Source organism: Pseudoalteromonas sp. CO348 (assembly GCF_004208845.1).
GTDB classification, from domain to species: domain Bacteria; phylum Pseudomonadota; class Gammaproteobacteria; order Enterobacterales; family Alteromonadaceae; genus Pseudoalteromonas; species Pseudoalteromonas maricaloris.
In genome coordinates this window covers 57,391-71,102 of record NZ_SGPI01000039.1, presented here as the reverse complement: position 1 = coordinate 71,102, position 13,712 = coordinate 57,391, and the positions used below count along the sequence as shown (strand labels likewise).

The following is a 13,712-nucleotide window of genomic DNA, read 5'->3' as shown; positions in this document are numbered from 1 at the left end:
AACCAAAACCCATCATATAAAACAATAAACTAAACCTTATCCGAGCCAATATTGGCCAAACAGTTGAGGTAATTCAGCCTTTAACTGTTTTGGTTTATTTTTAAACTTTTTACCTTGCGGCGGAAAGTTCACGACACTGTGATACGGAAGTTCGTCTTGGTTTTTTTCTTCAAAAAGCAACCCTGCAACTAAATCTAATTCGTCAATAAATGGGTAGGGCAGGTCATCTTTATTCGGAATAGCAAACTTATTAGCTAATTCGTCTGGTTCCGCAGTGAGTACGCTTACCGCTTCAGGGCCGCGACTGATGATCCAATTACAAAAATCTAAGAAATCATATTCGCTATTACAGCCAGCAATCACGTAGGCCACTTTCCAGTTATCCCAATGCCACAGTGCTCTGAGTTCTTTGGTATATAATGCATCGAACTGAGCAATTTCTTCTGAACTTAAAGGTGATAAACGCGTTTTTAAATAGTCATTATCGTTTGAATGATCGGGGGCGGTGACAAGCTGCCAGAAGCGTTCGAGTTCCATGTGCGTAATCTAACTTGATAAAAACGAGATTATAGCCAGTAACCTAATGAGAGTAAATCGAAGCCGCCATGCAAAATAACTGCAGCGGGTTGTACGTAATACAATGTACTCACCCGCCCAAAAGATAACAGTGACAGCTAAAAGGTAAGTGGTTTTATCCTTTCAGTGCTTTGTCACCACGGCCAATACCTACCGCGCCAGAACGCACAAGTTCAATAATGTCGCTTTCGTGACGTAATAAATCCAAGAAAGACTCAAGACGGTCGGCTGAGCTTACCATCTGTAATATATAACTTTGCTTGCCCATATCTATAATGCTGGCTTGGAACACCTCAGCAACACGATTGATAGCGGCTCGTGTTACTTCATCTCTGGCATAGACTTTTACCAGTAGCAGCTCTCTTTCAATGTGCTGCATATCAGTTAAATCTATAACCTTAAGCACATCCACCAACTTGTTAACTTGCTTGGTGATTTGTTCAACAATGCGGTCATCGCCTTGGGTCGTGATGGTGATACGAGATAGCGTTTTGTCTGCGGTTGTACCCACTGTTAAGCTGTCAATGTTGTACGCACGTTGAGAAAATAAACCCACAATACGAGAAAGGGAGCCAGGTTCATTCTCTAATAAAATCGATAGTATTCTTCTCATTATGCTTTTACTCCTTTTTTCAACCACATCTCGTCTATCGCACCTTGCTTAATTTGCATTGGATACACATGTTCAGACTCATCGACCAAAATATCTAAAAATACAAGTCGGTCTTTAATCGACATTGCTTTTTCCAGCGCCGCATCAAGTTGCTCAGGCTTATCAACCCGAATACCGATATGACCATAACTCTCGGCAAGCGCAACAAAATCAGGCAGGGACTCCATATAAGAGCTCGCGTGACGTCCCTCATACATCATGTCTTGCCATTGGCGTACCATACCAAGCGAGCGGTTGTTTAACGAGATGACCTTGACAGCAAGGCCGTATTGCAAACAGGTTGAAAGTTCCTGAATATTCATTTGGATAGAGCCATCCCCAGTTACGCACAATACTTCACTTTGCGGAAATGCCATTTTTACTCCCATCGCAGCGGGTAAACCAAATCCCATGGTGCCAAGACCGCCTGAATTGATCCATTGACGAGGTGATTTAAACGGGTAGTACTGCGCTGCAAACATCTGGTGTTGTCCTACGTCTGAGCAAACATACGCGTCACCGCTGGTCATTTGGTATAGCTTTTCGATAACCGTTTGCGGCTTGATTTTTTCAACACCCGCTGTAAACGACAAACACTTCTGAGCGCGCCATGTGGTAATTGCTTGCCACCAATCTTCTTGTGCAGCGCGGTCGATGCGCTTCTCGCTTTTTTCGATACCGCGTAGCAATTGCTCCATCACTGTATCTAAGCAGCCCACAACTGGAATATGCGCTTGAATGGTCTTAGAAATTGAAGTTGGATCCACATCAACGTGAACAATTTTGGCATCCGGACAAAACTTCTTAACGTTATTGGTCACACGGTCATCAAAACGCGCCCCTAACGCTAAGATAACATCGGCATTCGCCATCGCCTTATTAGCTTCAAGACTTCCGTGCATCCCTAACATGCCAATAAAGTTAGGATGTGTGCCACTGATCCCGCCAAGACCCATTAGGGTATTGGTGATAGGCGCGTTTAATTTCTCAACCAGCTCAGTTAGTTTTTCCGAGGTATTCGAAAGAATAATGCCGCCGCCAGAATAGATAACCAAACGCTTCGCTTCAATAATGGCTTCAACCGCTTTGCGGATCTGCTTGGAATGCCCTTTTACACTCGGGTTGTAAGTACGCATATCAATCTGTTCAGGCATCTGATAATCGAATTTAAGCGCAGGGTTTAAAATATCTTTTGGCAGCTCAACCACAACCGGTCCCGGTCTACCAGAGTTGGCTAGATAAAATGCCTTAGCTAACACTTCTGGGATTTTTGTTGCGTCGCGGCAGTTAAAACTGTGTTTAACGATAGGGCGAGAGCAACCAACAATATCCGTCTCTTGAAACGCATCATCGCCGATTAGGTTTGAAGGTACTTGCCCTGAGAGTACAACCATTGGGATTGAATCCATATAAGCGGTCGCGATCCCTGTAATGCAGTTAGTGGCACCAGGGCCACTGGTCGCAAGGACGACACCGACGTCTCCCGTTGCTCTGGCATAACCGTCTGCCATGTGGGTTGCTGCTTGCTCATGTCTAACCAAGATATGCTCAATATCTGATTGCTGAAACAAGGCATCATAAAGATCAAGAACCGATCCGCCGGGATAGCCAAATATGTATTTTACTTTTAATGCGCTCAATGCTTTTACTACTAGCTCGGAGCCGTTGTATTGCTCTGCCATTACCTCATTCCTCGTTGACTGTGCGTGCCTGTTATATTTCTAAAATCAAAAAAAAACCCCGCTGGTTGCGGGGTTTGAGTATTTCTTTCAAGTAATAGCTCCCCGCTGAACTCTATGAAGAGACCAGTACCACCACGAGAACGATTAGTTGAAAGAAATTAGTCATTATTTTGCCTTTAAGTTGATGTCAAAGTTAGCCTACACAGTATTAGATATAAATTCCACCTTTCCACCTTTCAATTGTTGAAATATTACATTTCAATTTAAAATTCACCACCAATTAGATTTTTTATTTAGTAGCACTTATACGGGAACAAAGCGATAAAAATGCTAAACTTAAAGCTCAATTGTACTGGGGTCTCTTAGATGAATATTTTTAAACTAAGCATATTGTCATCGGTCACGCTGCTATCAAGTGCTGCGTCAGCGCAGGTGCTCTACAAAGATCAGGTTATCTACTGGCAGGAGAAAAAGCTCGGCCGGACACTGAGTGAATACGAGCGGAAAATTGCAATTGAGCAATTCACCAAAACAAAGCCCATTGCCAGCCAAATAAAAACACCGTATGCAATTAAAAATGTGCACCTTGGCAATACTAAGTTAGGCAAACAATTTGCAGTGGGCACGGTGCAAGCACTTAATGAAGCGAAAATTCTTGCTATTCTGGTCGATTTCCCGGATTTGCCTAACGACCAAAACCGACTAAACCCAGGTGATACGGATATGTACTACTCGAGCTATCCCGCGTCTCACTACCAATCATTATTGTACTCAGATAGTGGCTATAACGGGCCTAACAATGAATCATTGCAATCCGCTACCCAGTTTTATCAAGCGGCCTCAGGCGGCAGTTTCAAGGTATCTGGCAATGCATTTGGCTGGGTAAGAGCCGCTCAAAATGCAGCCTACTATGGTGAACAAGAAGGCGATACCCGAGACTTAAGACCTGAAGAGTTGGTGTTTGAAGCTGTAAGCAAAGCTGTAACGCAATTTAATATCGACTTATCTGAGTACGATAAAACAGATTTGAATGACATAGATGGTGATGGCAACCGCCTTGAGCCTGACGGCATTATTGACCATGTCATGTTATTTCATTCAAGTATCGGTCAAGAAGCAGGTGGCGGCGTATTAGATACGGATGCAATTTGGTCACATCGTTTCTTCGTATTTGACGAAAACAACCAGCCAAAGACAATTCCAGATACCAACTACAAGATTTATAACTACACCATTAATCCTATTGATGCTGCAATCGGTGTGGTTGTCCACGAGTTTGGTCATGACCTTGGGTTACCGGACGAATACGATTTAAATTCCAATGACATAGGTGAACCTGTTGCGCTTTGGTCAGTCATGTCTTCAGGCAGTTACTTAGGTCAATTAAGTGGCTCGCAGCCCACCCAGTTCTCCCCTAAAAGCCTTGAGTTTTTACAACAAAATTATGCAGGAAATTGGTTAACCCAAACCGAATACACATTTGATGATTTGAGCACAGAACAAACGGTAACGCTCACAGATATTGGGGTGAACAATGGTACTACGAATCAAATAAAGATAAATCTGCCTGCAGAACTAGAGGAATTCGTAACGCCACTTGATGGAAATTATCACTATTACTCCGGACAAGACGACAAACTCAATAACCAAGCAAGTTTTACCGTAAGCTTACCAAACGCAAGCCAAATTTCATTATCCATGCTTGCAAATTATAGTATCGAGCTTAACTACGATATTTTCCAAGTGGCGGTAAATGGACAGCCAATTGCTGGCAATACCACAAAATCAAATCATCCAAATTATGCCAGTGTCACTAATTACATGGATGGCGAGTCGTCGGCTTTTGGGGCTAACCCAATTACGCTAGATTTTGATATCTCAGCGTACCGAGGACAAACTGTCACCGTTACATTCGTTTATCAAACTGACGATTTTGAAACCCTTAAAGGGGTATTACTCGATAACATCGCGGTGACAGCGGATGGTTCGCAAATTTATACCAATACCGCAGAGCCAACAGACGACTTAGTCTACAACGGTTTTCGTAAGATTTCCGGCTATAGAGCTAAATCTGGTAACGCTTACTACGCGCATTTACGCTCATTTAGAGGGTTAGATGCGGGTTTATCTTTGTCTGGTTACAATTCAGGTGTGTTGATGTGGTACAGCAACGATGGGCAAAGCAATAACTCCACTTCGTTACACCCCGGTACTGGCGATATGTTGGTGATTGACCAAGACCAAAACCCAATTTTCAAAGCCGATGGCACAACACCCGCAACGAGTATTATTCAAGTCAAAGATGCAACACTGCGTTTAGATACTCAAAAAGCAGGTCTTGGCGATCAACATCTCACGCCAATCAGTACGTTTGATGATACTCAGGATTACACCTTCTCCATCCAAAAAGAGTCAGGTGTTAGTTTGCCAGGTTTTGGTGTTCAACTTAGATTGAATACCATAGAAGAAGATGCAAGCAGCGCGCAAGTCGGTGTAATTTATCTAAGCGACCCTAAAATCACTCAAGTACAATCGCAAAACACCGTTAAGTTTAATGTAAAAGGCTTGGCATTAAACGAATCAGATAGCTTTTTGTGGAACTTTGGTGATGGACAAACAAGTAACGCGCTTTCACCTGTTCACAGCTATCAAGATATCGGCAACTATACGGTAATGTTCACACGAACCAAAGCTGACGGTAGCACTTCAGCGCTGAGTTCAAATGTTAGCGTTGGCAACGTCGAGCCAATCCCGCTTACAGTCGGTGATATCAAAGCGACCGCAGTAGGGCAAGGCTTTGTCTTCAATGCCGAGATCATTGGTGGTAAAGCGCCTTATGAGCTTGAGTGGAACTTTGGTGATGGAGCAACAGCAACATCAACATCAACATCAAACTCAATTGAACATATCTATGAGCTAAGCGGCACATACACGGTAACGCTTAATGTGAAAGACGCCGGAGGTGAAGCGGCAACTAAATCAACCTCAGTGACAGTCGTAGTACCTCTAAGCATTGAAGCCACAGCGACCACATCTAACTTACAGGCAAGCTTTGTCGCAACTGCTGTTGGTGGTGATGGTAACTATCAAGCTAATTGGGATTTCGGTGATGGCACACAAGGTTCTGGTTTAACTACAACGCATAGTTACGCTCAAGCGGGTACATATAATGTCGTGTTAACGCTATCGGATGGTGCAGAACAAAGCACGAAAGGTACTGTTGAGATCACAGTAACGGCACCAACAACGCCGATAGACTCTGGTGATAGCGGATCGTCTGGCGGCAGTATCGGATGGTTTGCGTTAATTGGTGGAGTACTAGTGGGATTAAGAAGAAGGTGGTGCTAACGCACCACCCAAGGATTAAATTGAGCGTTAAGAATTAAAGGCGCTCAATTACCGCCTGTGTGAAATCGGTAGTGCCGTGGCTACCACCAAGATCGCGCGTTGTACGGTCACCGCTCTTGATAACGTCAGCTACTGCACTGCGGATTTTTTCCGCTTTATCAGCTTCGCCTAAGTACTCAAGCATTTGAATTGAAGCTAGAATAACAGAAGTTGGGTTTGCAAGGTTTTTGCCTGCGATATCTGGTGCGCTACCGTGAACCGCTTCAAAGATTGCAGCATCAGTACCAATGTTTGCACCTGGCGCCATACCAAGACCTCCAACAAGACCCGCACAAAGATCAGAAAGGATATCACCGAATAGGTTTGTTGTGACGATCACATCAAACTCTTCAGGTGTCATTACAAGTTTCATACAAGTAGCATCAACGATCATTTCTGCTGATTCAATTTCAGGGTAACGCTCACCCACTTCACGAGCAACTTTAAGGAATAGACCTGAAGTTGATTTTAGGATGTTCGCTTTGTGAACCGCTGTTACTTTCTTACGACCTTCACGCTGTGCTAACTCATAAGCGAAAGTTACGATCTTTTCAGCACCTTCGCGAGTGATCTTTGACATTGCTTCCGCTTCGTTGCCATCTTCAGAGACAACTTGACCAAGACCTGAGTACATACCTTGCGTGTTTTCACGTACGGTAATGATATCAATATCATCGTAACGTGCTTTAGTACCTTCAAATGACTTAACTGGACGAACGTTTGCGTAAAGGCCAAAATGCTTACGCAATGTCACGTTGATTGAAGTGAAACCTTCGCCAACAGGTGTAGTTAATGGGCCCTTTAGCGTGATTTTGTTACGCTCAATTGCTTCTAGCGTTGCTGCTGGAAGTAATTCACCTGTTTTTTCTAAAGCAGCCAAACCTGCGTCTACGTACTCGTATTCATAGTCGCAACCTACGGCTTTTAAGATCTCGATTGCTGAATCGATGATGCTAGGGCCAATGCCGTCGCCACGGATAACTGTGATGGTTTGCTGTGCCATGTTTTTTCCTTTATCAAAAGTTGGAATACACCCGAGAAGAATTGCAGACTAAGTTTAGTAGAAATTAACAAAGGTGTACGTTCGCTTGTTTAAGCCGCGTTTTATAGCAATTAATTAGGTCTTATTCCAGTATGGAATGAAAAAATGACATACATATGATTTATGCTTGTTATTGATAGTATTTATAGAATAAATATCAGGCAATAGATGAGTAAAATCCGGCCTCTAGTAGCGCTACATCAAACTTTTGTGCGGTAACAAAACGACTTTCAGCTAATACGTCATCGACTAATTGTTTCTGCCATGCAGTTAACACAAAAGTGGGTGATATCACTTTAAGTGCAATCAGTTTAATAAAAATGAACAGTTTACACTGCGTGTTGGTCTGAGATTTTTTTAACGTTTCGCTATCTAGCATTGCCTTATGAAGAATGCTTTTTTCAAAATACTGCTGATTAAAGTCTAGGTATTTATCTTTTGCTATTGCGCGGATCCCAAATAGGTTAGCAATTGATACTAGTTCTTCTGAATACTCACGAGAATGGAGCGCAGTAGCATGTTGGATCTCAACCCCTTGTTTGGTCACCAGAAACACAATAACTGCTGCAAATGGCGACAACAAACGTTCAAATTGTTCACCATAACTCTCACCCACATATAAGGCAATGATTTGACTAATTATGCCGTATTTATGCACTACATCTTCTGTAAAAGGAAGCTTGTGATTTGTTATAATTTGTTCAAGCAACACCCGCTGCGCCAGTAATCCAGCTGCATCAAGTCCTACCATGGCAAGAGAATGCCTAACCGATGCGGCTTTTAGATTTTCACGGTTATACTGCTTTGCTGCGATCTGCAATGCACTTGACACCGAATCGAACTCGCAAATCAGCTTTTCAAGTGCACGAATACTTTGAAATTGACTGTGAGATAAGGCTTTTACTGTTTCTAGTAGATGTAAATGTTCAGAACCGAATGGAAGTGCTGCCGGTTCAGCAGCTCGGTCCCAGATATTGTAAAGTAGCTTTGCATCTGTTGTTGCAGTTAAACCACAGTGAAACTGGAATTTACGGTTGGCCTTCGCCAGCTTTTTGGTTTGCCCTTGTTCGACAACAGCAATTATCTTTTCACTATTGCTTTGTATCACCAAAAAGCCCACTTCGCCTTTAATCTCGCACAGCAACCCCGCAGGATGTTTAACAAATGCTCCTGCAATTGCACTCAGCACTTTTAATGCAAAAGCATAACTGAGCTTGCTATAAAGAAGCTTAATCGCTCTGTCTAAAGCCACGCAATTTTGCTTGTGTGTTGGCGTTATTAAGCTTGCTAATCGGTGAGCGATTGCCACAATCAAAGAAGCATGGTCATTAAAGCGCTGAGGGGTAGAAGCCACTAGCTTGCTGTCGTAGTTTGAAAGGCGAGATAAAATTCGCAAACATTGCAAGTTAGGTGTTTGCCCATCACTCAGTATTTGTACAGCCAATTGATGGCGAACTTTCCAAAGCTTATCTTGCTGTGCATCTAAATTTTTACCTGCTGCGAGTTGATCGCTTTCTCTCGCTACGCATAAATAGTCCGCAAAGCTTGCAAGCAATAGCTCTTCGGTTACTGCACGAGAAAACTTTAAGTGCTGACAAGCCATACAAACCAACACATTTTGATTCATGACCAGATTAGTGTTGTAACCCAAGTTTTGTGAATACAGTCCAAGCTGCCCATGCATGCTACTAGGCGAGGACTCATAACAGTCCATATAAAGCTGTGCAAGTTTAACTAGGGTAGGGTAGATAGAAGACCACTTCTCTTTGTGATAATAAAGACGTAATACTTTGTGTGTACCTTGGGCTATCGCGAACAGCGTTTTACTAGTAACTATCCTTGCATCCATCTATCTTTACCAATTTTATTAAGTAAACGCTCTATTTTAAAACGGTAAAATAGCTTTCTTAGCAAGGCAAAAACATTGCTATTTAGTTGTTCTAAATGAGGCGTTGTTAACGAAGCTAATATGGTATTTTACCCTTCAAATTGGTTGGAAGATTAATTTAATTGGTATCACACTTTATCAAATGTGACCCGAGCACCAGGTCCCCAAAGCTTTAATATGCCATTTTCAAACAATAATCCGGTGCATTCATCTTCCGTAGTAATACCATCTGGTTTTACAAGCTGAGTGCGATAAAACACAATTTGTACAATCGTATTGTCTTGTTTCTTCTTTACATACGTTAGATCCGGGCTACCCAAGGTATCTAACACAGTGTCTAACTCAGTCGGCTTTTCAAGGCTAAGATTACGAATGAAACGATTGTTAAACGCTTCTCGGTCCTGCCAAATCATCGCTTGCGGGTCATCTTTATAATAATTGATCACGAGAAACACCACAGTAACGTAAACCGCAAGGCCAAGAAATATGTACTGTAGTATTTTCCTAATCATCTAACTGCTCAATAAAGAATGGGTAAAACAGACCTTGTATCTGCAAAAATTGAGATACGCTTGTATGCAATATATCAAAGTCATCTACATTCGCCTAGCGCTTAGCGACGATGTAATACATTGCTAATCAAAAGTCCCTTCAAACCACTCGTATATCCTTCAAACTAAAGCCAATTTCAATATCTCTTCTTAGTGTCACTAGTGCAAGGCTGGTAACATAGTCGCTTGCTCCGGCCTCTAATTTTGCTTTTGCAGCAGGTTTTACGGTCTCATCTTTTAGCATACTCTCAAAGTCGTCATGTTTTGCGAGTAGCTCTTGCGCCGTCTTGACCCCAACCCCTGTAACACCAGGGATATCGTTCGTCTTGTCGCCACTTAGTGCCCAAAACATTTCGAGCTTGCTTTGGGTGACAGAAAATCGACTTTTGATATCTTCAATAGAAATTATCGACTTTTTGAAATAGTCGTACACAGAGATAGCTTCATTTATCAGGGGTAAGAAGCCTTTATCAGTCGATACTATCGTACAGTTAACATTGGCGGTAGCGGCTTTACAGGCAAGCGTCGCGATAACATCGTCAGCTTCATCATGTTCGGGATTAAATGATTTAACACCGACATTTGCGAACGCTTCTGAAAACTTATCGAGGTTCTGATTTAGGAATTCGGGCATTGGTTGACGGCTTATTTTATATTTTGGGTAGAAGTGATAACGCCAACTCTTATCACCATCAAAGACTGCAACGGCGTGTGTCGCCCCCGTTTTACGTAACAAGCTACGAGTAGCTTGCTCTACACGAAGACAAGAGGCCTTTATATGGGCCTCTTGTTCTTTATTACCTTTTGGTTCGTTAACAGCATAGATGCGCCTGATAAGGTTAAGCGCATCTATTAACAACAAATTATTCATTCTAAGCTTTAATTTTATAACACGGTATATATTTGCTCCCAGGTAGCTTCATTCGCCCCTGAGCCACAAATGCACCTAGCAGCTTATCCATATCGGCCATCAGTGATTTATCACCACTTAGTTCATACGGACCATGCTGTTTAATTGCTGTAATACCTTCATCTTTCACGTTACCGGCAACAATACCAGAAAAAGCACGTCTTAAGTTAGCGGCCAGTAATTGTTTTGGTTGCTCTAGGTGTAAGTCTAAGCCCGACATATTTTCATGGGTTGGTGCAAATGGATGCTGAAAATCATTTTCAATCTTTAATGTCCAATTAAAGTAATAGGCATCACCTTCAGACTTACGATACTCACGCACCGTTGCCATCGATTGTTTGAGCTTTTTGGCTACCAGCTCTGGATTGTCTACGATAATCTCAAACTTAGACAGAGCTTCTTTCCCGAGTGTTTTTTCAACAAAGGCACTGAGTTCTTCAAAATATGCAGCTGACTCTTTAGGGCCAGTTAAAATCACAGGTAAACATTGCTTTTCGTTTTCTGGATGTAACAAAATACCCAGTAAATAAAGCAGCTCTTCAGCTGTTCCAGCACCGCCTGGGAAAATAATGATGCCATGCGCAATGCGTACAAACGCTTCTAGACGTTTTTCGATATCAGGCAAAATCACTAACTCATTAACAATAGGGTTAGGCGGCTCAGCGGCAATAATACTGGGTTCGGTAAGGCCTAAATAACGGTTATTCGAGATCCGTTGCTTAGCATGACCAATTGTAGCTCCTTTCATCGGGCCTTTCATTGCGCCTGGTCCACAACCAGTACAAATGTTTAGGCCGCGAAGGCCAAGTTGATAACCCACTTCCTTGGTGTATTTGTATTCAACTTCATTGATTGAATGACCGCCCCAACAGACAATCATGTTAGGGTCTTTATTCACTTCAAGCGCATCAGCGTTACGCAGCATGTCAAAAACCATATGGGTGATTTCTACCGGCGATTTATTTTCACCGTGGTATTTTTGACAAATAAAAAGTATGTCGCGGATCACGGAGAATATGTGCTCATGGATACCGGTAATTATTTGACCATCGACAAAAGCTGACTCGGGGGGGTTGCTTAACGCAATTTTTATTCCTCGCTCGCGTGCGAGTAGCTGGATATCAAAATCTTCGTATCTGTTATAGATTTCAGAACTGGAATCAGTATGACTTCCTACATTCAACACCGCCAATGCACAATTTCTAAAAAGCCTGTATCTCTCACTTGTGGTTGACTGCTGAAGTAAATCGACTTCCAATCTTGATAATAAGTTAAGAACCCCAGTTGGGTTTAGCTCTACTTGCATAGGCTTACTCCTTGTTTGTAATGCGCAGCGAATTGGTATAACTGAGCAAAGCGGGGACGAGTATAATGTTTCGCCACTCTGCTTTTGCCCAAGTTAGCTCTATTTACTTAAAACACAATCTATCTCGCCCGCTGTTCTTCGCTTCATAAAGCGCTGCATCAGCTCGGTCAAAGGCACTCAATGCAGTGTCCCCTTTGACAAACTGAGTAGCACCGAGAGAAATCGTAATTTCGACTTCTTTTTCTTTAAATTTGAATGGTATAGATTTAATGACTTGCCTTACTTTTTCAAGCGGTTTTTGCGCATGAGTCAGCGGCATACCTGGCATTAGCAAAACAAATTCCTCGCCGCCGTAGCGTGCGATAAAATCGCTTTTCCTAATAGACTTTTTAAGGGCTCGTGCGATCACTTGCAATGTTTTGTCGCCCGCACTATGACCATAACGGTCGTTGATAGATTTAAAGTGATCAACGTCGATGACAACCAGCGTCACATCTGAGTCGTTTATCTCAAATAGGTGCATTTCATGGGTTAGACGCTCATCGAAAGCAGCTCTATTTGGTAACTTAGTTAAGCTATCCAATAGGCTTTTGAACTTTTGTTCGCTGAGTCGCTTTTTATAATTTGAAACTTTAGACTCTAAGGTGTTAATACGATTATTAATTGCATCAAACGAGTCAAGCAGCGCCTCTCGTTCATTTTTTTCAAGCCTTTCACGCTCTATCAAATCAGCACTCAGTAGTTTCAACTCATTGTCGACCAAGGCTTTAAGCTCAGTTATTGAGCTAGCGTTTTGGGTTTGCTGATTTAAGTTTTGAATTTTTAATTCTATTTTATTGTTTAACGACTGAAGTTCTTTAGATGTTGATTTTGAACGCGCCGTTGTTTCAACAATAGAGCGATGTAGCTCTTCCAGTGTTTGATTCAGTGAAACCAAAAAACCTTGTGCGGATTGGCGCTCTTTGGCAATCGTTTGCGCAATAATTTTAATGATTTCTGTCGCTGCTGAATATAAATTATCTAAACTATTGTTTTCCGCAACGCTTGCGCGGATCTCTTTAACCTTTTCTATTACTTCATCTTCGAAAATTAATTCGTTGATCAAAGCTTGAAGTTCAGCAGCTAGTTCTGGGTAGTGGCTATGAGATGTTTCTTCTGTAATTTCTACTTTTGATTGTAAAACCGTATGGTAGATAGAAACCAAAGACTCTAACGCGGGGATGTAAGCATTAGTAGAGTTGATATCTTCAAGTTCTACATCCAATAAATGACGCAACTTTCTGCGCGACTCATCTGGTAATCCCTTGAGCTTCTGCAGTAACTTTCCGCTTTGCTGAATTGCCGTTTGCAATGCTTTTTGATTATTTGAATTGGTCACTTCTTGTGACTTTAGCGGCTCGGAAATTCCGTCAATAAAAGGCACAAGCAGCTCAAAATCGACGCCTTTATTAAGTGCAATACGAAATTTAGCTAACTGATTATCAAGTGAAACATCTTGCCCTTTGCAGGCTAAAGATAACTTTGCAGCAAATTGAGTAAGGAGTTCTACTTGTTGTTTTCTTGCATCCTCAAGCGTTTTTCTAGCCTCTATGGCTTGCTTTAATTTCTGCTCGAGCATTACGGCATTGTCAGTCACAGATTTCCAATCATAAAATAATCTCTTAGTTACTAAGTCTACAACAAATTACGCCGTTATGCGCAGAAATTTAACACGGTAA

At 42.1% G+C, this 13,712-nt stretch carries 10 protein-coding genes; 1 reads left to right on the top strand and 9 read right to left on the bottom strand.

From position 1 onward, the window contains the following. Positions 1-36 precede the first annotated feature (36 nt). The 3 genes from EXT48_RS20210 to EXT48_RS20200 form a co-directional block, all read right to left on the bottom strand. Positions 37-537 carry a DUF4240 domain-containing protein gene (locus tag EXT48_RS20210; protein WP_010605492.1) on the bottom strand — a complete coding sequence of 167 codons (501 nt, stop codon included), beginning with the start codon at positions 535-537 and terminating at the stop codon, positions 37-39. 154 nt (positions 538-691) lie between these two features. Continuing rightward, positions 692-1,189, bottom strand: a complete 498-nt coding sequence (ilvN, locus tag EXT48_RS20205) for an acetolactate synthase small subunit (protein ID WP_010377111.1) — start codon at positions 1,187-1,189, stop codon at positions 692-694. After that, complete coding sequence (locus EXT48_RS20200; RefSeq protein WP_010605491.1) at positions 1,189-2,910, bottom strand: acetolactate synthase 3 large subunit; 1,722 nt, start codon at positions 2,908-2,910, stop codon at positions 1,189-1,191. Before EXT48_RS20200 ends, ilvN begins: the two co-directional genes overlap by 1 nt. A 366-nt stretch (positions 2,911-3,276) precedes the next feature. On the opposite strand from EXT48_RS20200, the gene EXT48_RS20195 reads away from it, so the two are divergent. After that, positions 3,277-6,258: an immune inhibitor A domain-containing protein gene (locus EXT48_RS20195; RefSeq protein WP_130165550.1), complete on the top strand. Its 2,982-nt coding sequence runs from the start codon at positions 3,277-3,279 to the stop codon at positions 6,256-6,258. Positions 6,259-6,292: 34 nt separating this feature from the next. Here EXT48_RS20195 and EXT48_RS20190 read toward each other — a convergent pair whose 3' ends face one another. From EXT48_RS20190 to EXT48_RS20165, 6 genes are all read right to left on the bottom strand, one after another. Beyond that, on the bottom strand, positions 6,293-7,300 hold the full coding sequence (locus EXT48_RS20190; protein WP_010377116.1) for an isocitrate dehydrogenase: 1,008 nt from the start codon (positions 7,298-7,300) through the stop codon (positions 6,293-6,295). Between the two features lie 196 nt (positions 7,301-7,496). Beyond that, a complete protein-coding gene (locus EXT48_RS20185) occupies positions 7,497-9,188 on the bottom strand; it encodes a hypothetical protein (RefSeq protein ID WP_130165549.1) in 1,692 nt (563 codons plus the stop codon). A gap of 167 nt (positions 9,189-9,355) precedes the next feature. Beyond that, positions 9,356-9,739 carry a DUF3192 domain-containing protein gene (locus tag EXT48_RS20180; RefSeq protein ID WP_010377120.1) on the bottom strand — a complete coding sequence of 128 codons (384 nt, stop codon included), beginning with the start codon at positions 9,737-9,739 and terminating at the stop codon, positions 9,356-9,358. 139 nt (positions 9,740-9,878) lie between these two features. Beyond that, positions 9,879-10,649: a flap endonuclease Xni gene (gene xni / locus EXT48_RS20175; RefSeq protein ID WP_130165548.1), complete on the bottom strand. Its 771-nt coding sequence runs from the start codon at positions 10,647-10,649 to the stop codon at positions 9,879-9,881. A gap of 1 nt (position 10,650) precedes the next feature. After that, positions 10,651-11,994: a nucleotide 5'-monophosphate nucleosidase PpnN gene (gene ppnN / locus EXT48_RS20170; protein WP_045990124.1), complete on the bottom strand. Its 1,344-nt coding sequence runs from the start codon at positions 11,992-11,994 to the stop codon at positions 10,651-10,653. 103 nt (positions 11,995-12,097) lie between these two features. Beyond that, positions 12,098-13,630 (bottom strand): GGDEF domain-containing protein, encoded by a 1,533-nt coding sequence (locus EXT48_RS20165; protein ID WP_130165547.1) that lies wholly within the window; start codon positions 13,628-13,630, stop codon positions 12,098-12,100. Positions 13,631-13,712: the final 82 nt, after the last annotated feature.